The following is an 18,686-nucleotide window of genomic DNA, read 5'->3' as shown; positions in this document are numbered from 1 at the left end:
CGCCCCTTATGCCGCAATCTTCAGCTTCACGAAGCGATCGGGATGCGTGACATCCGCACCGACGCGCTTGCGAGCGATGAACCGGGTCTGGCCCTTGGTGGCGAGGCTGTAGGGGTCGCGGAGCGTGGCGAAGCCGACGCGATCGACGATGCGATAACCCTGAAGGTCGCCGAACATGACCGGGAAGCCGTTCGCAACGATGTCGTCCATGTCGACGGCCTCGACGATCGGACGACCGAGAAGGGTCATCGGAGCGCCTTCGGAGATCGGATCGATGACGAGATAGCGCCCGTTTCCGTCCTTCCACTTGCGGACTTCACCGAGCGTCTTGCGGTTCATGAGCCACGCGGCGCGCTGCGCATGAACGGTCGGCAGGGTGTGATACATGCCGATAAGCACGTCGGCAGGGTTCGCAGCCGGGAACGCCGCGGCAACGCCGGTCTTGATCTCGGCAATGCCCGCGGCCTTAAGAAGGCCCCTCGGCTGACCGACGCCGGTTCCGTTGACGAAAGCGAGGCCTTCGGTCTTGCCGAAGTTTTCGGCGAAGTCCGTCAGAAGCTCGTTCTCGAGGTTATAGGCGTTGTCCTCGAGAAGCTGGTTGGAAACGTCGGTGAACGTCGCCAGTTCGTGCGGCTTGATGTTGATCTGTTCGAACGCCGGCTGTGATGCCGTGCGGTCTTCCGTCTCGTCGACCCAGTAAGCCGCCGTCGAGGACGTCTTGCGAGGATACTTGATCGACTCGGCACCAATCGTGATGACGCGGGCATAGGCGCGGATCGGCGAATACTCGACGAGCTTCTTCAGCAGTTCGCTGCCGATCGCTTCCGGTGCGAGATAGCCGCCTTGCGCATCGTTCGCGACGACGAGCGCCTTGCGCTCTTCGGCGTCCATACGGCCATCACCGTAACGGATCATCGTTTCGAACGCCTTCCGCTCGATCGGCTCTTCCTTGGTTTCGGTGACGATTGCCGGGCGGGCAATGCGAGCCTCGATCTTGTCGATCGAGAGCGCCTTCTTCTCGACGGCCGCAAGGCGGCTTTCGAGCGCGGTGATCGCCGCGCTATCCGGCGCGGCTTCGGTCGTTTCGTTTTCCAATGGGGTTCCTTTTTCGGAAGACGTGGGGAGGGTCTTTGCAGTCAGGACGATCGCGCCGGGATGGCACGGCGTCGGGGTCACGCTGATCTCGCGAAGAGTGAGGCCGGTGATGGTTCGGCCGCGCGGGTTGCGCCGCGTGGCTTTGGTTTCGTTGAAACCAATCGAGACGCCGGAAGCGCCCTTGTCGAGGATGAGGGTTCGAACCGCGCGGGCGCGTTCGCCGTCGAGGTGAAGACGGCCCTTCGCTTCGATGCCGCGGGCGGTGATCTCGACGCTTTCCCATTCGCCGATCGGCGTTGCGGGGTCGTGGTGCCAAAGCGCCGGAAGGGGCGAAGCGACTTTGATCTCGGCAGTCGGCTCGATCATGTCGCCAACAGAGTCAGCCGAACCGAACGGCCATGCGAGAACTTCGATCGCGCCTTCGTCGGTGATCGAGATCGCGGCTTTGCATTCGATATGCTCGATCATGCCGCGGCCTCTTCGTTGTCGGTGCCGACGAGGAAGGTGCCGAGAATGTCGAGTGCGAGAAGAAGCGTTTCGAGGACCGGCCGCGGGCGGGCGTAGGTGTCGAGAAGCGCCTTCGCTTCCTGCGGATCGATGCCGCCGCCAATCATGGCGAGACGAACGACTTCGAACGGATCGGCGAGGAAGGCTTCGCGCGCCTGAAGGCGGTTCCAGAAAGCCCAGATGCCGACGCCGGCCTTGCGCTCGATCTCTTCGACGAGGGGTTGCGTCAGAACGAAGTCGCGTTCGGCATCGCCGAAGAACTGGCGAACGGGCTTCATGCCGGCATCGCCTTCAGCGCGGACTGAAGCGCCGAACGGATCGCGCCGCGTGGATCATCGCTGCCATCAGCCTCGACAATGACGGACATGCCGTCGCGGCCCTCGACGAGGAACCGGGCGTGAACCGCCTTCGTGATCGGATCGGTAAGAAGAGACGTGAGTGCAAAGGCCGGCGCCTTCGGTGTAGGCGCGTCAGCCATTGGCGTTGCTCGTCGTGTTCGGGTTGAGGAATTCGTCGCCGCCTTCGTATGGCGCGCGGTTCTCCATCGCCCGGACTTCGTTCGGGTTCAGGATGCGAGCGGCAATGGCCTGCGAATATGCGGAGAAGCGGGTCGCGGTATCTGCCCGGAGAAGGTCGTCGACGAGGAACTCGATCGAGAAGGCGTCGTCGGTGTCAGGATCGAGAAGTGCGCGGGAATAGGCGTCCTGCCAAGCCTCGATCCATGGAAGAAGGGTGTAGCGGACGAAGGTTGCGCCCATCTCTTCGGCGTTCCCCCAGGTCGCACGGCCCATTTCGAAGAGCATGTGCGGCGGGACACGGAAGACGCGGGCGACTTCCTCGATCGCGAACCGGCGAAGTTCGGCGAACTGCGCATCGGTCGACGAGAAGGCGAACGGGGTGAAAGTCGCACCATCGAAGAAGACGGCCAACTTGCCCGAATTGTCGACGCCTTGAATGCCAGCGCGGGCGGCTTTGACGAGGTTCGTTCGCGCGGTCGAATTGTCCTGCCCCGGCATCGGGCGGGCGGCTTCTGTCGGATAGGTCACGGCAGCGGATGGGCGTGCGCCGTCGCGGAAAAGCTGCGATCCGTGTTGCTCCATGACAGCAAGGGTCGCGATGGCTTCCCTCGCGAGTGAGATCGGTGCTTCACCCTTCAGGCCGTCGAAGCTCGTCAGCGCGCGAAGGTGAAGAACGTCGCGGAAGCCGTAGCGCCGAACGCCGCCGGTTGTGGTGAGCTTGTATGCGGGTGCGCCGAAGGCGTCGGCCTCGACGGCCATCGCAGACGGATCGACGCGGAAGAGTTCAGAGGGGCGTCCGTCGTCCATACGCGAAACGATCGCGTAGGCATTGCCGGTTAGAAGCGCGTCCTGCGTCATCTGACTGCGAAGCGCACCGGCTGCGCTCCATTCGTTCGCCTTGCGGTGAACAAGGCGATGGCCGGGATGATCGGTTGCGATCGTCTTGGCATCGCCACCGCGCTCATAGACTTTCGCGGGGAGGGTGCCGAGTGACGAAGAGATAAGCGAGACGGCAGCCGAGACTGCAGGAACGCTCATTGCCGTTCGGGAATTGATGGAAGGCCCAGCGATGGTATTCGACGCGAAGAAACCTTCGATACCCCAGAGGTCGATCGGCGCAAGAGCGCTCTTTGTCTCGACGGGTGTGAGAAGACTTCCGATCTTTTCTGTGATCGCCGAAAGGCGCATGAGACTAACCAAGTTTTTTAACTTGACACTATTGTCTCACGCCGCGAATCGGCCGGCAAGCTAATTTTCCTAATAAACTAGGATTTATTTCTTTACGTTCGCTTCGTTGTTCCTATCATTCGCCGCAATCTTGTGATCGATAATAGGCTATAGAGATGGCGCGCCGCACGGAACAAAGGTTCGTTATCGAGCGGCTGCTAGAGCCGGGCGATCTTCGGGACGTAGTGATTGCCGAGTTCACCGACTTGCGATGGGCGCGGAGATTTTGGGCTGCGATCGTCTGGCACGAACACGACAGTCGGCTAATCTTATGCCATGGCGCGCGGGTGCTTGCGAAGCACCCGCCTGACCTCAGGATTTGATAAGCGGCTCGATCTTCGCCATCTCGCGCGCGAGACCGGGCAGGGCAGCATCGCTGCGCCCGTAGCGATCGCGTGAAGTGCCGGTCGCACGACCTGTGATGTAGGCCCGGGCGTCATCCGAGACGCCCGCGACCGTGCAAAGGTCTTCGAAGAGGTGACGCCAGCCGTGCGACGGGGCGAGATGTTCGCGGCGAATGCCAACGTCGTCGCGTATCCATTCGCCCATGCGTTGCTGAACGCCATTCGGGAAGATCGGCTTTCCCGCCTGGCTCCCTGTCACGAAGTCCACAAAGCCTTGTTCGACGATCGTCGGATGCAAAGGAACTCGGCGAATGCTCGAAACGGTTTTCTTGCGCCGGCCCCCGGTTGTCGTCAGGACGTAGAACCAGTTCCCGTCGACCTCGAAAAAGTCCTCGGGACGAAGGCTCGCAATCTCCGAAATGCGTGCGCCAGAGTAGGCGCATAGCCATGGCACCCAACGACGATAGGAACGGCTTTCGGTGAGCGAGGCGCGAAGGATCGTTCGCGCCTCTTCGACCGTATAGGTTCGCATATAGGAAGGCACTTCCTCCCATTGTGGCGGCTCGACGCGGGCGAGGGGATCGATCTCAGGCATAACGTCGGAGTGATGCTTCCTGCCCCATCCGAGAACCGTCTTAATGTTCATGAGGGCCTTCGCGAGCGTTGAATTGCTCCACGTCCCGTTCGTCTGAACATGCTCGATCCAAGCGACTGCTTCGGCCTTCGTGACCGTCACGGCGTTGTCGCTTTTGCGATGCTCGGCAAACAAGCGGCACTCGCGCCGGAACTTCTCGATCGTCCTAGGGACGACACCCTTCGCGTTCTTTCCCGCCGTGCGGCGCTTCATTTCGGCATCGATGATCTCTTCGAACGTCAGCCGGCCCGGCGGTGTCTCTTCCACGTCCTCGACGGTCAATGCCGGCAGAAGCGGCTGACCAAGGAAGTCGCCACGATCTCGCTCTTCCTGGCGAGCAAGAACTTCAATGTCGGCGCGAGCGATTTGCATGGCTAGCGCGCGCCATTCTGCCGATCCGAAGGGTAGGGCGTGATTTCCTCGCCGTTGGTATTCGTCAATGGCCCATCCGACGAGTGCTGCCATTTCGTCGTTGGCGGCGTTGCCAGAACTTACCCGTCGAAGCGCGTCGAGCCGGGCGGGCCTCGACCAACTCATATCCATCATGATCGAGCGATCGGGATACAGGCGTGCGGCGTTGTCTTCCGCAAGTTCATCGGCGTAGTGGATGCGCGCGATCTCGTCATGGGAACGCGCGGTGTAGCGTCTTGCTGTGGCGACGTGTTCCCGGTTCTCGGCATCGGCCTTCGCGCGCTTGATCGAGTCCAGTTCGTCTTGTGCGGTGGCAAGAGCGCGAGCGTAGTTCGCCTTCACTTCGCGGAGGCTGTGACCTAGCGAGAATCGTATCTCTGACTTGCTGTTTTCAGCGAACGGACGAAGCTCGATCGGCACGACGAGCCGAACATAGAAGCGGCCCTTTTTCTCTTGAACGTATGGGGGGTAGGGCGTTGCCATGAGCGCGTCCGAAATTGGGAACTCGATTGGGAACCAATTTGGGACGCAAAAGCCTGTGTGGCAAGGGCTTCAGGCTATGCAGGGCAGGGGAATGGTGGGCGGTGAGAGACTCGAACTCCCGACATCCTCGGTGTAAACGAGGCGCTCTACCAACTGAGCTAACCGCCCGGAGCGAGAAGGCCTCGCGGACCTCATGCGATCGGGATCGCCTGTCGAAGCCGGTTCGACGCGAAGCGGTTCCGGCCGCTTGGGGTTTCTTGCCCCGGCAGGCGATCCTCTAGGTCGTTTCGAGGTCCCCCGTCAAGTCGGCAGGGGAGCGTCACGGCCTTCGGCGGTGTCGTCGAACCCTGCCAAAACGCCTATTGCGGCGGGGACTGCGTGGGCGGGACGGGAATGCCGAGATCGGGACTGGCCGCTGCCGGCGGTGTCGCAGGGCTCATGCCCGATCGGTAATCCATCAGGACCACCGCGAGAAATCCGACGATGGCCAGGATCGCGAGAACGACATAGATTTTCCCCGACGATTTCTCGCCGCCGTTCGGATATCGCTCTTCCGGTCGCATCGGTCCGTCCCTTGCTTCACAAGACCGCCCGTCCTCCCCGAAAGGACGCGGTCAAGAGGGGAGATAGCCTGATTCTAAGTCAAGAGTAGCGTTGACCGCGTCGGCGACGCGCGCCGTGCGGCTCGCGGCGTCCACCCAGCCGCCCCGCAAGAGCCATGCGGACGCTGGAAACATCGCCTGTCCGGCAGGGATCGGGACGCATGCGCGGAACCCGTGCTGACGCAAAGCGGGCGGCCGTCGTTGTCGCCGATATGTCGGATATTGGTGCCGGCGGAGAGGATTGAACTCCCGACCTTCGGTTTACAAAACCGCTGCACTACCGCTGTGCTACGCCGGCCCCTGGGCGCTGTCCATACAACAGGGTGCGAAGGCTCGCAACGCCCCTGATGGGAGTTCGCACGCGAATGGCCGGTTTTTTCCGGAACCGTTCCGTCTTCCCGATCGGCCCAAAGGCTTCTTGCTGGAATTAAGGAGAGCGGCGGTCGCCTCGCCGTCGTACGGCGCCTTCGCAAGGGGCGACGTGCCGGGCGATCCGGCGCGCGCGGCGCATATGTCACGGATGTTCCGCTCGCGCGAGGCGGGTGGATGCGCCAGAATGGCCTTGTGCGGGCTCGCATTTCCGGCGAAGGCTGGCTGCGAACGAGGATGAGACCGAAGCCAACGCAACGAGCCGCTCTTGATGTCCACCAAAAGCATGTCGATCAGTTTCATGGCGAGCAACGCCCCGGGGGCGCTCGAGGCGGCGCACCGCCTGAAGGCGATCTACGGTCAGGACGATCCCAACCAGGCCGACATCATCGTGGCGCTGGGCGGCGACGGGTTCATGCTCCAGACGCTCCACCGCTTCATGAACACCGGATGTCCGATCTACGGCATGAACCGGGGCACGGTCGGCTTCCTGATGAACGAATATCGCGAGACCGACCTGCACGAGCGGCTCGAGGCGGCGGTGGAGAACTGGATCCATCCCCTGGCGATGACCGCGGAGGACGAAAACGGGGAAGTGCGCGAAGAACTCGCGATCAACGAGGTGTCGCTTTTCCGCCAGTCCTACCAGGCGGCCCGCCTGCGAATCGCGGTCGGCGGAACGGTGCGACTGGAAGAACTCGTCTGCGACGGGGTGATGGTGGCGACCCCGACCGGATCGACCGCATACAATCTGTCCGCCCAGGGGCCGATCATCCCGATCGAGGCGCCGCTGCTCGCCCTCACGCCCGTCAGCCCGTTCCGGCCGAGACGCTGGCGTGGAGCGCTTCTGGCCAACCATCAGAGCGTCGAGATCACGGTGCTGGAATCGGGCAAGCGCCCGGTCAACGCGGTCGCCGATCACCAAGAGGTCAAATCCGTGCGCAAGGTCACGATCCGCGAAAGCGGAACCGACCGATGCCTGATCCTGTTCGACGAAACCCATTCGTGGGACGAGCGGATCCTGGCGGAGCAGTTCCGTTACTGAGGCCGGTTCCGGCGCAGGATCCAGCCGGGCCGACCTTCATCAGTGCGGCGGCACCCCGGTCTCGCCCGACGATCGCCCGCGCGATTGCGGGCAGACGGCCTTACGCCTTTTCGTAACGTGACCGGGCGAGAAAACCGCCCAAAACGCTGACGAGGGCACCCAGAAGCAGGGCGACGAAGGCGGAAAAGGAAGCGGAGGCGACGGCGCGGGCCGCGTCGTCGGCACTCTGGCGAACCGTCCGGACCATGTCGTCGAAGGACTGCTGGTAGCTTGCCAGACGCTGTTCGGCGGCGGTTCGCGAAAGCCCGCCGGCCTGCTGGATGGCGGCGACCGCTGCCTGGCGCTCGGCGTCGCTCGCGGTTTCCGACAATCCGGCGGCGATCGCGGCGAGGGTTTCGCCGGAGCTGGCACCCCCTTGCACGGGGGCGGGGGCCGTCTCGCCCGCTTCGGCCTGCGCCGCGCCGGTTTCGCCGTTTGCCTCCGCTGCCGGCGCATCGCCCGCATCCGGCGCGCCGGCGGTGAGCGCGGCAAGGTCCGATCGGATGCTGTCCGGCAAAAGGCCGTCGCTTCCCGCGCCGGGCTGGTCGAGTGCACCGGCGGCGCTTGCCAGCCCGCCGACCGCCGATCCGACGGCGCCGAACGCACCGCCGAGCACCGAGGACGCCGTTCCGCCGAGAACCAGCACGACGAGCAGCGTCGCGACCGCCCAGGTCACCAGACCGTGCAGGATCGCGTCCATCTTCTCGGCGAGGCCCGCGAACCGGACGGTCGCGAAGGCGCCGACGAACAGGCCGATCAAGGCTGCGATCAGCGAATAGATGCCGGCGGTCGACGCAAGGGCGGCGATCGAGCGATCGGAGCCGGGAAGCGCGCCCAGCCCGACGCCGAGGCCGAGAAGACCGAGCATCAGCTGGACGGCGATGGCGAGGATGACGCCGGCAATCACCGCACCCCAGACGATGGTCCGTGCCTTGGTGCCTGCGCTCGCGCTGCCCGTGTAGCGCTCTCTCCGATATTCGCCGATGGCCATACTGTCTGCATCCGATGTCTAGAAGCTTGACGAAAGACGGCAGCCGAACCGAGTAAAGGCTGGCGGACGTCCGATGTTACACGCGCAGAACGTCTGAGGCACCGATCCGTTCAATCCAACGGCCGCTCGGTCGGGTGACGATGGGTCATTTTCTAGCGTGCCGGATATTGCACCGCAAGGCGAGGCCTTGGAATCGCCCCCAGGCTTCGGTCGATCCTGCCAAGACGCCCGCGCCAGCGGTGGTTCGCAAGGACAGAGCGCCGCCCGCAACCGTGTTTTCGCGCCTCGGAGCGGGCAGGAAAGGGGAGCCGAAGACAGGTTCCGTCTCGACAAACGCTTCCCGCTCTGCTAATGGCGCGACCGAAATTCAATCGGCTTTTGCTGGAGCAATCGATTCCAGGAGCCTCGTTCGTTCAAACCCAGTAGACTGGCGGAACCGTCCTTGCAGATCATCGTCCGAGACAACAATGTCGATCAAGCCCTCCGTGCGCTCAAGAAGAAGCTTCAGCGCGAAGGCGTCTTCCGTGAAATGAAACAGCGCAGTTTCTACGAAAAGCCGTCGGAAAAGCGGGTCCGCGAGAAGGCCGAGGGCGTGCGCCGCGCTCGCAAGCTCGCCCGCAAGCAGGCCCAGCGCGAAGGCGTGGTGCCGGGCCGCGGCCACTAGGCCGACCGTCCCGCCGGCCTTTTCTGTCCGGACGGCTGTCCGTGACCGACCGTTCAGCCGATCCCTGGGGGTCGGCTGTCGCGTTTTGCGGAGTGTTCAATCGGCCACAGTGCGTGGCCCGATCGCATCGTCCGCGCTCCCCGTCTCCAATTGGGCCCTTTCGCCGTTTAGTCCTGCGGGCAGTCAACATTTCGAAACCGCTTGATCCAACGGAGCCTGTTCGACCCGTGACGGTGCACAATCCAGACGCTCGCCCGAAACTTTCAAAGCCGGTCCTGGCGCTGTGCGCCGCGACGCTGGCTCTGGCCGGCTGCCAGACGGCCGGCGAACCCATGGTCAATGCGATCGCGCTGGATGCCAGCCAGGGCCTCGACCAGAACATCGCATCGCTGAGCCAGGCGGTGAACGCCAATCCGCGCGATCCCGAAGCCTACAATGTGCGTGGAACCGCCTATGGCCGATCGGGCCAGAACGAGGCGGCGATCCAGGATTTCACGACCGCGATCTCGCTCGACCCCAACTTTCATCAGGCCTACGCCAACCGCGCCCTGATCTATCGCCAGACCGGCGAGCGGCTGAAGGCCGTCGAGGACTACAATCGGGCGCTCCAGATCGATCCGAACTACACGTCGGCCTATATCGGACGCGGCAACATCTACCGTCTTGCGGGCCGGAACCGCGAGGCGCTCGCCGATTTCCAGCGCGCGATCGATCTCAACACGACCGACCCGCGCGCCTACCACAATCGCGGCCTGCTCTATCAGATCGACGGCCAGCACAAGCAGGCGATCGAGGATTTCTCGAAGGCGATCTCGTTGCAAGCCACGGCCGCCGAACCCTATTCGGGGCGCGGCGTCTCCTATCTGGCGCTGGGCGACACCGAAAACGCCGCCACGGACTTTCAGGTCGCCCTGAAGCTCGACAACAACAAGGCGGAATACTGGGTCAATCAGGCGGTCCTCCTGGAACGCCAGGGCGACCGGCAGAAGGCCTATCGTTCCTATGCCAAGGCGGCGCAGCTCGATCCGAACTACGCCCCCGCCAAGGAAGGCATGAGCCGGACGCGGGCCTGAGAATTCACTTGGCGCCGGTGCTCGCGCATCGCGTCGCCTTACATCGTGCGTCCATTGAGACGCACGATGCTTTCGCACTTGATCCGGTTCCATGCATCAGGCTGTCCGAACATCGGTTCCGATCTTCATGCCGGCGCGCCCGTTGCTCGACAGGTCTCCAAAAGCATCCGCTGAGCGAAAATCGGAGAGACGTGCCTTGCACGGCGCCGCCGTCACGGGCGAGGGGCAACGACCAAGGCTTGCAGCCATGGGCGCAAAGGCCGCGAGCGGCGTTCTCCCGGCGGCGCGCACCGAGAGCCATCCGCAAGCCCCGCACGCGCACGGTCCTGGCCTGCCTCAGGCCGCGCCGATGAGCCGGTAGCTGACCTTGGTCGGATCGGGGGTATAGGCTGATTCCGAGCGGGCAAGGTCGCCGATCATCTGATGGTCCGGCGATTTGATGCAGGCCGGATCGGTCGCGTTCGGGTCGCCCGTCAGCGCCAGCGCCTGACAGCGGCAGCCGCCGAAATCGATATGCTTGCGTTCGCACGAGCGGCAAGGCTCCTGCATCCAATCCGTGCCGCGATAGGCCTGGAAGGCCGGTCCGTCATACCAGATGTCGGACAGGTCGTGGTCGCGGATCGACCAGAAATCCAGATGGTCCAGCGTCTCCGCCGCATGGCAGGGCAGCACCTTGCCGGACGGCGTGATGCTCAGGGTGCGCGTGCCCCAGCCGCCATTGCACAGCTTGGGATATTTTGCGTAGTAATCGGGGAAGACCGCGTCGATGACGAGAATGCCCTTCAGCCTCTCGCGCGCTTCCTCCACCTGTTCGATCGTCCTGTCGACGGCCGCCTTCGTGGGCATCAGGTGCGCGCGGTTCTTCAACGCCCAGCCATAATATTGCGTATGGGCGATCTCGATGCGCTTGGCGCCGAACTCCACGGCCTTCTCGATCATCAAGGGGACCTGGTCGATGTTCTGGCGGTGGATGACCGAGTTGAGCGTCAAAGGGAAGCCGCGCGCGACGACCTGCCGCGCAAACGCTTCCTTGCGCTCGAATGCGCCCTTCATGCCGGCGACCGCCACGGTGATCGCCTCGTCGGCGCCCTGCATGGAGAGCTGGATATGGTCGCAGCCGGCGTCGAAGAGGGCGTCCAGCTGGCTTTCCTTGACGCCCACCCCGGACGTGATGAGATTGGTGTAGAGGCCGACTTCGGCCGCGTGCCGGGTCAGCTCGACAATGTCCTTGCGGGCCGTCGGCTCGCCGCCGGACAGGTGCAGATGGATGACGCCGAGATCGGCCGCCTGGCTGAACGCACGTTTCCAGGTTTCGGTGTCGAGCTCGGCCGAGCGCCCTTCGAGTTCGACCGGGTTCGAACAATAGGTGCAGCGCAAGGGGCAGCGATGGGTGAGTTCGGCCAGCAGCCCGATCGGCGGCTGGGGTTTCGGCTTCGCGCCCACCTTCGGGCGATCGTCGATCAGCGTTTCGCTCATAGCGTCACCATCTGTTTGTCGCGAAGATCGGTCAGAAAGGCCTCGACGTCCGGGCGGATCACCGCCTCCTCGGCCGTGAAGACCCTGGCGAGATCGGCGACGATGCCCGAAAGGCTGGTCGTGCCGTCGACGCGCTTCAGGATTTCGACCGAAACGCCGTCGATATTGTAGATCCGCTCCGGACCGACCAGAATGTAGCCGCCACGCGCCCTGTCTTCGCGGAAGCGAACGCCGTGGGGCAGTTTCGGAACGGTCGCGTCGGCAATCTCGCTCATCTCAGGCCGCCCTATCCGTCGCATCGCCGTTCCGGGCATGGGTGCCCGGCTGCCATGCATCGAACGGCAGGTGGCCGGGCTCGACATAGGCATGCATGAGCGCGTCGAGCTGTGCCCACAACACCTGACATTTGAATTTCAGGGCGTTCATCACCGCCTCCTGAAGCTCTGGTCGGGTCGCCTGTTCGAGGCAGTAGCTCAGCGCGAAATCGGAATCGCGCTTGGCCTGCACCGGACGCTTGTCGAAATAGGCGAGCGTCTCTCTCGTGATGAAATCATAATGTTCGAGCATGCCTCGGGTGCGAACACCGATGACGTTCGGCGAGAACAGTTCCGTCAAGGACGAGGCGATGGCCTCGAGCAAGGTACGATCGCGCACGAAATGCACGTAGGCGTCGACGGCGAAGCGCGTGCCGGGCAGAATGCCCTTGCCGGACATCACATATTCTCGATCGAGGCCCACGCCGTCGGCCAGCGCGATCCACTTGACGATGCCGCCGCGCTCGGTCTCCGTGCCGTCATGGTCGATGATCCGCTCGCGCCATTCCCGGCGCAGCTCCACCGTGTCGAGGCGGGCGAGGATATGCGCATCCTTCACCGGGATCATCGACTGGTAGTAATAGCGGTTGAGCGCCCAGGCCTGAACCTGCTGTTTGGACAGCCGGCCTTCCTGAAGCATGATCTGGAACGGATGGTTCGAGTGGTAGCGCTCTTCGCCGATCTGGCGCAGGGCAGCCTCGAGGTCCGTTTTCGACATCATCTCGGTCATAGGCTCAGATCCATTCCGTCATAAGCGACCTGCCACCCGGCCGCCTCGACGATTCTCTTCTCGTCCGATCCGTCGACGAGGATCGGATTGGTGTTGTTGATATGGATATAGATACGGCGTGCGATGTTTGCGTCATCGAAGGCGTGCAAACTGCCGCCTTCGTCCGAAATCGGCATGTGCCCCATGCGCCGGCCGGTCTTCACGCCGACGCCGGCATTCTTCATTTCCTCGTCGACGAACACGGTCCCGTCGAAGAGGAGCGCGTCGGCGCCGGCGACGCGCGCCCTCAGACGATCGGGCACATGGGCGCAGCCGGGTATGTAGTAGATCGTCCTGCCGTGGGCGGTCAGCTTCACGCCGACGGTCATCTCGCTTTCCTCGCCGACATCGACCGTTTCGGTCTCGAGATAGAGCGGCACCTTGCCCGGTACGGAGAACAGTTCGGCGACGAGACCGGGCGCGGCTTCGAACGGTTCGCCGACGGCGACCTTCTCTTTCGGCACATGGTTCGGGTCGAGAACCTGAAACACCGGGTTGGCCGCGATGATATCGTGGACGCCTCCCGTCGCGTAGAGCGTGAAGTCCTGCTTCTCGCGCAAGGTCAGAAGGCCGGCCGTATGGTCGACATCGCCATTGGTGATCAACACTGAGGCGATCGGCGAGGCGCGCCGTGCGCCGCGCGATGCCGCGCCCGTCTCGCTCGGACGCATGGGCCGAAGATGCATGATCTGCTGGCGCAGGTCCGGCGAAGCGTTGAGCAGGAGCCAATGTTCGCCGTCCGCCGTCACGGCGATCGACGATTGCGAACTGGGGCGAACTCTCTCGTCTCCCTCCCAGAAGAGGCGACAGGTTTCGCACAGGCAGTTCCATTGCGGGTATCCGCCGCCCGCGGCTGCCCCTAAAACCAAAAGCCGCAGGCGAGGTTTCCCTCGCCCACGGCTGTCATGATCGGTCTGCAATTCTTAGAATTCGATCGGCATGTAGCCGTTGATTTCCATTGCGACGCAAACTTCGGTGATGACGGGTTTGTTCCAAGCCATTTTATGTCTCCCAACATGGTTCGTTCGGGCTATGCCGATACGTTTTATATCGGTGCCCACCATGACCTAGATAACAAACCGGAACGGGATTGTTAAGGGGACCGGCTCTTACGGATCGGTAACGGGAAAAAGTCCTGCCGTTCAATCGATGGTGGAAACGCGTCGCGCTCCGGCTCGCCCGGCCGCCGATCGCACCGTTCCGGCGCCCGGTGTTTTCATTCGTTTAAGCCTCCCCGCAGCGCGCCGGCAACAGGGCCGCCGCAATGTCCATGCGTCGAAGGCCGGGCCGGGCTCATTCCGGCGCAAGCTTGATCGAGGATAAGCAGGTTAACGGTCTCTTAACCGTTTCCTCCGGTCGGTTCGCCGAACGGGGACACGCGACGGCGAGCCGACGAGACCGACTTGCAGGACAGGCTGAGAGCATATCCATGGCGATCGACACCTTGAAGAATGTATCCGGCGGCGCGGCTGGTTCGGCAGGCGCCGTGAAGCCGAATCTCGGTGGCCGCGAAATCGGCTTCGCGATGGCGGTCGTCTTCGTCCTGACGATCCTGTTCATCCCGATCCCGCCGATCCTCATCGACATGGGGCTGGCCCTGTCCATCGCACTGTCCGTGCTGATCCTGATGGTGGCGCTCTGGATCGACAAGCCGCTGGAATTTTCCGCCTTCCCGACCGTCCTGCTTCTCGCCACCATGTTGCGCCTGTCGCTGAACATCGCGACCACCCGCGTCATTCTCAGCGAGGGGCACGAAGGCGTCGAAGCCGCCGGCAGCGTCATCGGCGGCTTCTCCCAGTTCGTCATGGGCGGCGACTTCTTCATCGGTCTCGTCGTCTTCGCGATCCTGATCATCGTCAACTTCATGGTCATCACCAAGGGCGCGACGCGTATCGCGGAAGTCGGCGCCCGCTTCACCCTCGATGCCATTCCCGGCAAGCAGATGGCGATCGACGCCGACCTGTCGGCCGGCCTCATCAACGAGCGCGAAGCACAGTTGCGCCGCAAAGAGCTCGAGGAGGAATCCTCCTTCTTCGGCGCGATGGACGGTGCCTCGAAATTCGTGCGCGGCGATGCCATCGCCGGCCTCATCATCACCGCCGTCAACATCTTCGGCGGGATCGTCATCGGCATCCTGCGCCACGACATGGAAGCCGGCGTCGCGGCCGACGTCTTCACCAAGCTGTCGGTGGGCGACGGCCTCGTCTCCCAGATCCCCGCGCTCATCATCTCGCTCGCCGCAGGTCTCCTGGTCTCCAAGGGCGGCACCCGCGGCGCGGCGCAGGAAGCCGTCGTCGGCCAGCTCGGCAAGTATCCGCGCGCGCTTTCGGTCTCGGCCGGCCTGATGTTCATTCTCGCCTTGATGCCCGGGCTGCCCATGCTGCCCTTCACCACCCTCGGCCTGATGCTCGCCTTCGTCGCCTTCGTCATTCCAAGGCGCCGCGCCGAGTTGATCGCCAAGGACGTCGCCGAGAAGGACGCGCAGGAAAAGGCCGTCGCGCAGACCGAGAAGAACTCGGTCAAGGAAAGCCTGAAGATCGTCGAGATCGAGCTCGTCCTCGGCAAGCAGATGGCGGCGTCGCTGGTGCTCCAGCGCGACGAGCTCGCACACCGCGTGCAGAAGATGCGCCGGCGCTTCGCCTCGCGCTACGGCTTCGTCGTGCCCGAGATCAAGCTTTCCGACGATCTGGCCATCGGCACGAAGAACTACGAGATCAAGATCCACGGCACCACGGTGGCCAACCAGGAGATGCGTCTGGGGGAACTGCTCGTGGTGCTCGGCGACCTGCCACCGCCGGAGGTGCCGCACGACATGACCAAAGAGCCCGCTTTCGGCATGAAGGCGGCGTGGATTTCCGAAAGCTTCGCCTCGGAAGTCAAGCGCCAGGGCCACGAGCCGATCGACATGCTGACGATCGTCCTCACGCACCTGTCGGAGATCCTGCGCAACAATCTCGCCCAGCTCCTGTCCTACAAGGACATGCGCGCGCTGATCGATCGGCTGGAGCCGGAATACAAGCGCCTGATCGACGAGATCATTCCCTCGCACATGTCCTATTCCGGCCTCCAGGCGGTGCTCAAGCTCCTGCTCGCGGAACGCGTGTCGATCCGCAATCTCAATCTCATTCTCGAGGCGATCGCGGAAATCGCGCCTCATGTGCGCCGTTCCGAGCAGATCGTCGAGCATGTGCGCATGCGCATGAGCCAGCAGATCTGCGGCGATCTCCTGCACAAGGGGTCGCTCTGCGTGCTGCGCCTCGGCAATCAGTGGGATCTGGCCTTCCATCAGGCTCTCAAGCGCGATGCCAAGGGCGACGTCATCGAGTTCGACATCGATCCGCGCACGGTGGAGCAGTTCGCCCAGGAGGCGACCAAGGTCATCCGCGAGAAGATGGATCAGGGCGAGGTCTTCGCGCTCGTCGCAGCGCCGGACGCACGACCTTATGTGCGCATGATGATCGAGCGGATCTTCGTCAATCTTCCGGTCCTGTCCCATGTGGAGATCGCCCGCGGCGTCGAGCTGAAGGCGATCGGGTCGATCTCGTGAGCGAGACCGCCTCGGCGCTCGTCTTCGCGCTGTTCCTGATCTTCTGCCGGGTGGGCACCTGCCTCATGCTGCTGCCCGGCTATTCCTCGAGCCGCATTCCGGCGCAGATCCGGCTGTTCCTCGCCATCGCGATTTCCCTTGCCCTCGCGCCGCTTCTCCTGCCGATCCTCGAGCCGCTGGTGACCGGGGCGAACGACGCACAGCGCCTGAAGCTGATCTTCTCGGAAATGATGATCGGGTTCTTCATCGGGCTCCTGGGGCGCACGTTCCTCATCGCCCTGTCCTTCATCGGCTACGTGATCGCCAACGCCATCGGCATGGGGCAGTCGATGGGGCCGGTCTTCGAGGACGCGCCCGACCCGGCGATCGGAACGCTCGTCACGCTGACGGCGACGGTGCTGATCTTCATCACCAACCTGCATGCGGAAGTCGTCCGGGCGATCGTCGCATCCTACACCGCCATCCCCGCGACCGAAGGGTTCGCGATCCAGACGAGCCTCATCAATCTCACCGACAATCTCGACATCACCTTCGTCCTGTGCCTGCGGATCGCGAGCCCGTTCGTGCTCTACGCGGTGATCGTCAACTTCGCGGTCGGCCTTGCCAACAAGCTGACGCCGCAGATTCCGGTCTACTTCATCTCGCTGCCGTTCGTCCTGGCCGGCGGCCTCGTGCTGTTCGGCTACATCATCGGAGACTTCCTGATCATCTTCATGAACGCCTTCGAAGGCTGGGTGCTGGCCGGATGAACGATGCGAAGAGCCGGAAGAAGCGCCTGGAACGCATCCTGAAGGTGCAGGGCCAGAAGCGGCAGATCGAGGAATGGGCGCTGACCCAGCTGAAACGCAAGCGCGCCGAAATCGACCGGTCCGACAGCGAGATCCTCCAGAGTCTTGCGCCGAGTTCGGAGCTGCACGGCCTGTTCATCGGTGCCAAGGTGAACAGCCTCAGGCGCAACGATGCGGCCCGGCGCGAGAACGAGGCGGAACGCGCGAAGGGCGAGGTGCGGCTTGCCGAGGCGCGCCGCCAGGAAAAGGGCGTGGAGCGACGCCTGACGCAGGCCGGAAAGGATGCCGCCGCACAGGACGAGGCCATTGCCCTGGACGGCCACGTGGAAAGCTTCCTCGCGCGCCTGTCAAACAGTCTCGGATAAGGCGCCGGGCTTAATCTCCCGTTGAACACCACCGGAAACATCACAGACAGCTTTTCGCCATGACCGTTGCGCCCATCGATGGATTGAAAGCCGCTCCCGCTTCGGGGATCGCGCCCGAGCGCCCGGCGGGCCCGCGCATCAGGCGCGCCGACAACGAGCTCTCGCCGATGCAGCAGTTCGAGGCGTTCGCCTTGCGCAGCTTCGTGGAATCCATGTTGCCCTCCGAGGCGACGAACTTTTTCGGCGCGGGAACCGCCGGCAATATCTGGCGCTCGATGATGGCGGAGCAGTTGGGCAACCAGCTCGCCCGTGGCGGCGGCATCGGCATCGCCGACATGATCTCCAGCGACCGGGGCGTGGCTGCCGACGCCCAGGGCGAAATTCGAAGCCAGCAAAGCCAGACTGCGAGGATGCGCTTCGACGCCGTTCTCGCGCAAACCGGCAAACCTTGAGACTGAACGGGAACACCTCATGCAGACCGCCTTGTCCAACGCCGTCGCCCGCCTCGAAGCGGTGCTGACACGCGAAATCGACGCTCTCAACGGGGGCTATCGGATCGACCTTGTCGAGACCGCCGGCCGCAAGAACCAGTCGCTTCTGGAGCTGACGCGGCTGACGCGCGAGGTGGGCCCCGACATGCTCGACGTACCGATGCGGGAGCGCCTTGCGACCCTGCGGTCTCAGCTCCACGAGAATCAGTCGGTGCTGGCGCGACACGTCGAGGCGAGCCACGAGATTTCCGGCATCATGGCGCGCTCGCTGGAGGCGGCCGAATCCGACGGCACCTATTCGAGCCGGCCTGAATTTGCGGGACGCGTTCGGTGATCAAGCTTCTCGCCGTCGGCATCTGGGCGACCCTCGTCGCCCTCGGCTCCAGCTATGCCGCACTCTCTATGAGCGGGGGCGACGAGCAGGCCGTGGCGGAAGCCGAATCCGATTTCTACGCCGGTCTCGACTATCGCTCGACCGGTGCCATCACCGTTCCGATGATTTCGGAACAGCGGATCCAGGGCTATATCGTCGCCCGCTTCGTCTACACGATCGATGGAAAGGTGGCCGAGAAACTGACCGTCCCGCCGGAGCCCTTCGTCCTCGACGAGGCCTTCCGCCGACTTTATTCGAGCGACGATTTCGATTTTGACAATCCGTCGCGCTACGACCTGAAGAGCCTGATGACGGCCATCAAGGTGTCGGTCAATGAGCGTTACGGCGACGAGATCGTTCGCGAGGTCCTGATCGAGCAGTTCGACTATATCCCGAAGAACGCGACGCGCTCGACGGGCTGACCGCTTCTCCGTCAGCCTCGAAGCACCAGGAAAGGCCGTGGCGGGGGACGCCGCGGCCCTTTTGCCCGTCGGTGATGCCCGGCGACGCTCAGCCGCCGAAGAGACCGGGCAGAATGCCCGATCCGGAGCGTCCGAGATC

At 63.5% G+C, this 18,686-nt stretch carries 21 protein-coding genes and 2 tRNA genes; 9 read left to right on the top strand and 14 right to left on the bottom strand.

Annotation, left to right across the window (positions count from 1 at the left end; all coding sequences use genetic code 11):
• Positions 1 to 6 precede the first annotated feature (6 nt).
• From U0C82_RS01180 to U0C82_RS01145, 8 genes are all read right to left on the bottom strand, one after another.
• Complete coding sequence (locus U0C82_RS01180) at positions 7 to 1,563, bottom strand: phage major capsid protein (protein WP_322185055.1); 1,557 nt, start codon at positions 1,561 to 1,563, stop codon at positions 7 to 9.
• Positions 1,560 to 1,880 carry a gene transfer agent family protein gene (locus U0C82_RS01175; protein WP_322185053.1) on the bottom strand — a complete coding sequence of 107 codons (321 nt, stop codon included), beginning with the start codon at positions 1,878 to 1,880 and terminating at the stop codon, positions 1,560 to 1,562. Before U0C82_RS01175 ends, U0C82_RS01180 begins: the two co-directional genes overlap by 4 nt.
• A complete protein-coding gene (locus tag U0C82_RS01170) occupies positions 1,877 to 2,080 on the bottom strand; it encodes a hypothetical protein (protein WP_322185051.1) in 204 nt (67 codons plus the stop codon). The genes U0C82_RS01175 and U0C82_RS01170 overlap by 4 nt, the downstream gene beginning before the upstream one ends.
• A complete protein-coding gene (locus tag U0C82_RS01165; RefSeq protein WP_322185049.1) occupies positions 2,073 to 3,158 on the bottom strand; it encodes a phage portal protein in 1,086 nt (361 codons plus the stop codon). The genes U0C82_RS01170 and U0C82_RS01165 overlap by 8 nt, the downstream gene beginning before the upstream one ends.
• A gap of 501 nt (positions 3,159 to 3,659) precedes the next feature.
• The gene (locus U0C82_RS01160) at positions 3,660 to 5,219 is read right to left on the bottom strand and encodes a hypothetical protein (RefSeq protein ID WP_322185047.1); all 1,560 of its coding nucleotides are present in this window, start codon (positions 5,217 to 5,219) and stop codon (positions 3,660 to 3,662) included.
• Between the two features lie 92 nt (positions 5,220 to 5,311).
• A tRNA-Val gene (locus tag U0C82_RS01155) sits at positions 5,312 to 5,387 on the bottom strand.
• Positions 5,388 to 5,578: 191 nt separating this feature from the next.
• On the bottom strand, positions 5,579 to 5,782 hold the full coding sequence (locus U0C82_RS01150) for a hypothetical protein (protein ID WP_322185045.1): 204 nt from the start codon (positions 5,780 to 5,782) through the stop codon (positions 5,579 to 5,581).
• Between the two features lie 262 nt (positions 5,783 to 6,044).
• Positions 6,045 to 6,119 (bottom strand) — tRNA-Thr (locus tag U0C82_RS01145).
• A 342-nt stretch (positions 6,120 to 6,461) separates the two neighbouring features.
• On the opposite strand from U0C82_RS01145, the gene U0C82_RS01140 reads away from it, so the two are divergent.
• A complete protein-coding gene (locus U0C82_RS01140; protein ID WP_322185043.1) occupies positions 6,462 to 7,235 on the top strand; it encodes an NAD kinase in 774 nt (257 codons plus the stop codon).
• Positions 7,236 to 7,335: 100 nt separating this feature from the next.
• Here U0C82_RS01140 and U0C82_RS01135 read toward each other — a convergent pair whose 3' ends face one another.
• Positions 7,336 to 8,265 carry a hypothetical protein gene (locus tag U0C82_RS01135; protein ID WP_322185041.1) on the bottom strand — a complete coding sequence of 310 codons (930 nt, stop codon included), beginning with the start codon at positions 8,263 to 8,265 and terminating at the stop codon, positions 7,336 to 7,338.
• Positions 8,266 to 8,707: 442 nt separating this feature from the next.
• On the opposite strand from U0C82_RS01135, the gene rpsU reads away from it, so the two are divergent.
• Positions 8,708 to 8,929, top strand: a complete 222-nt coding sequence (gene rpsU / locus U0C82_RS01130; protein WP_322185039.1) for a 30S ribosomal protein S21 — start codon at positions 8,708 to 8,710, stop codon at positions 8,927 to 8,929.
• A 227-nt stretch (positions 8,930 to 9,156) separates the two neighbouring features.
• Positions 9,157 to 10,002 carry a tetratricopeptide repeat protein gene (locus U0C82_RS01125; protein WP_416186597.1) on the top strand — a complete coding sequence of 282 codons (846 nt, stop codon included), beginning with the start codon at positions 9,157 to 9,159 and terminating at the stop codon, positions 10,000 to 10,002.
• Positions 10,003 to 10,338: 336 nt separating this feature from the next.
• Here the strand turns inward: U0C82_RS01125 and pqqE are convergent, their stop codons facing one another.
• Genes pqqE through pqqA form a run of 5 tightly spaced genes read right to left on the bottom strand, consistent with a single transcriptional unit; the run spans position 10,339 to position 13,562 of the window.
• Positions 10,339 to 11,478 carry a pyrroloquinoline quinone biosynthesis protein PqqE gene (gene pqqE, locus U0C82_RS01120; RefSeq protein WP_322185037.1) on the bottom strand — a complete coding sequence of 380 codons (1,140 nt, stop codon included), beginning with the start codon at positions 11,476 to 11,478 and terminating at the stop codon, positions 10,339 to 10,341.
• On the bottom strand, positions 11,475 to 11,753 hold the full coding sequence (gene pqqD / locus U0C82_RS01115) for a pyrroloquinoline quinone biosynthesis peptide chaperone PqqD (RefSeq protein WP_322185035.1): 279 nt from the start codon (positions 11,751 to 11,753) through the stop codon (positions 11,475 to 11,477). The genes pqqE and pqqD overlap by 4 nt, the downstream gene beginning before the upstream one ends.
• 1 nt (position 11,754) lies before the next feature.
• A complete protein-coding gene (gene pqqC / locus U0C82_RS01110) occupies positions 11,755 to 12,522 on the bottom strand; it encodes a pyrroloquinoline-quinone synthase PqqC (protein ID WP_322185033.1) in 768 nt (255 codons plus the stop codon).
• Positions 12,519 to 13,439, bottom strand: coding sequence for a pyrroloquinoline quinone biosynthesis protein PqqB (gene pqqB, locus U0C82_RS01105; protein ID WP_322185953.1), 921 nt, complete (start codon positions 13,437 to 13,439; stop codon positions 12,519 to 12,521). The genes pqqC and pqqB overlap by 4 nt, the downstream gene beginning before the upstream one ends.
• Positions 13,440 to 13,484: 45 nt before the next feature.
• Positions 13,485 to 13,562, bottom strand: a complete 78-nt coding sequence (gene pqqA, locus U0C82_RS18905) for a pyrroloquinoline quinone precursor peptide PqqA (RefSeq protein ID WP_007067894.1) — start codon at positions 13,560 to 13,562, stop codon at positions 13,485 to 13,487.
• A gap of 428 nt (positions 13,563 to 13,990) precedes the next feature.
• Between pqqA and flhA the strand changes: the two genes are divergently transcribed.
• Genes flhA through U0C82_RS01075 form a run of 6 tightly spaced genes read left to right on the top strand, consistent with a single transcriptional unit; the run spans position 13,991 to position 18,547 of the window.
• Positions 13,991 to 16,108 carry a flagellar biosynthesis protein FlhA gene (gene flhA, locus U0C82_RS01100; RefSeq protein WP_322185031.1) on the top strand — a complete coding sequence of 706 codons (2,118 nt, stop codon included), beginning with the start codon at positions 13,991 to 13,993 and terminating at the stop codon, positions 16,106 to 16,108.
• Positions 16,105 to 16,857 carry a flagellar biosynthetic protein FliR gene (locus U0C82_RS01095; protein WP_322185029.1) on the top strand — a complete coding sequence of 251 codons (753 nt, stop codon included), beginning with the start codon at positions 16,105 to 16,107 and terminating at the stop codon, positions 16,855 to 16,857. Before flhA ends, U0C82_RS01095 begins: the two co-directional genes overlap by 4 nt.
• Complete coding sequence (locus U0C82_RS01090) at positions 16,854 to 17,261, top strand: hypothetical protein (protein WP_322185027.1); 408 nt, start codon at positions 16,854 to 16,856, stop codon at positions 17,259 to 17,261. Before U0C82_RS01095 ends, U0C82_RS01090 begins: the two co-directional genes overlap by 4 nt.
• A 59-nt stretch (positions 17,262 to 17,320) precedes the next feature.
• Entirely contained in the window at positions 17,321 to 17,713 is a 393-nt protein-coding gene (locus U0C82_RS01085; RefSeq protein WP_416186596.1) for a rod-binding protein, read from the top strand.
• Between the two features lie 19 nt (positions 17,714 to 17,732).
• Entirely contained in the window at positions 17,733 to 18,086 is a 354-nt protein-coding gene (locus U0C82_RS01080) for a flagellar protein FlgN (RefSeq protein WP_322185025.1), read from the top strand.
• Complete coding sequence (locus U0C82_RS01075) at positions 18,083 to 18,547, top strand: hypothetical protein (protein ID WP_322185023.1); 465 nt, start codon at positions 18,083 to 18,085, stop codon at positions 18,545 to 18,547. The genes U0C82_RS01080 and U0C82_RS01075 overlap by 4 nt, the downstream gene beginning before the upstream one ends.
• The last annotated feature ends 139 nt before the right edge of the window (positions 18,548 to 18,686 follow it).

Source organism: Fulvimarina uroteuthidis, from assembly GCF_034321785.1.
Classification (GTDB): domain Bacteria; phylum Pseudomonadota; class Alphaproteobacteria; order Rhizobiales; family Rhizobiaceae; genus Fulvimarina; species Fulvimarina uroteuthidis.
The sequence above is the reverse complement of the archived record's forward strand: the minus strand, read 5'-3'. Positions and strand labels throughout refer to the sequence as shown.

Bases quoted from the DNA above. Each gene is read 5' to 3' on its own strand.
- U0C82_RS01180 (WP_322185055.1), bottom strand. From the start codon at position 1,563: ATGATCGAGCATATCGAATGCAAAGCCGCGATCTCGATCACCGACGAA.
- U0C82_RS01175 (WP_322185053.1), bottom strand. From the start codon at position 1,880: ATGAAGCCCGTTCGCCAGTTCTTCGGCGATGCCGAACGCGACTTCGTT.
- U0C82_RS01170 (WP_322185051.1), bottom strand. From the start codon at position 2,080: ATGGCTGACGCGCCTACACCGAAGGCGCCGGCCTTTGCACTCACGTCT.
- U0C82_RS01165 (WP_322185049.1), bottom strand. From the start codon at position 3,158: ATGAGCGTTCCTGCAGTCTCGGCTGCCGTCTCGCTTATCTCTTCGTCA.
- U0C82_RS01160 (WP_322185047.1), bottom strand. From the start codon at position 5,219: ATGGCAACGCCCTACCCCCCATACGTTCAAGAGAAAAAGGGCCGCTTC.
- U0C82_RS01150 (WP_322185045.1), bottom strand. From the start codon at position 5,782: ATGCGACCGGAAGAGCGATATCCGAACGGCGGCGAGAAATCGTCGGGG.
- U0C82_RS01140 (WP_322185043.1), top strand. From the start codon at position 6,462: ATGTCCACCAAAAGCATGTCGATCAGTTTCATGGCGAGCAACGCCCCG.
- U0C82_RS01135 (WP_322185041.1), bottom strand. From the start codon at position 8,265: ATGGCCATCGGCGAATATCGGAGAGAGCGCTACACGGGCAGCGCGAGC.
- pqqE (WP_322185037.1), bottom strand. From the start codon at position 11,478: ATGAGCGAAACGCTGATCGACGATCGCCCGAAGGTGGGCGCGAAGCCG.
- pqqD (WP_322185035.1), bottom strand. From the start codon at position 11,753: ATGAGCGAGATTGCCGACGCGACCGTTCCGAAACTGCCCCACGGCGTT.
- pqqC (WP_322185033.1), bottom strand. From the start codon at position 12,522: ATGACCGAGATGATGTCGAAAACGGACCTCGAGGCTGCCCTGCGCCAG.
- pqqA (WP_007067894.1), bottom strand. From the start codon at position 13,562: ATGGCTTGGAACAAACCCGTCATCACCGAAGTTTGCGTCGCAATGGAA.
- flhA (WP_322185031.1), top strand. From the start codon at position 13,991: ATGGCGATCGACACCTTGAAGAATGTATCCGGCGGCGCGGCTGGTTCG.
- U0C82_RS01090 (WP_322185027.1), top strand. From the start codon at position 16,854: ATGAACGATGCGAAGAGCCGGAAGAAGCGCCTGGAACGCATCCTGAAG.
- U0C82_RS01085 (WP_416186596.1), top strand. From the start codon at position 17,321: ATGACCGTTGCGCCCATCGATGGATTGAAAGCCGCTCCCGCTTCGGGG.
- U0C82_RS01080 (WP_322185025.1), top strand. From the start codon at position 17,733: ATGCAGACCGCCTTGTCCAACGCCGTCGCCCGCCTCGAAGCGGTGCTG.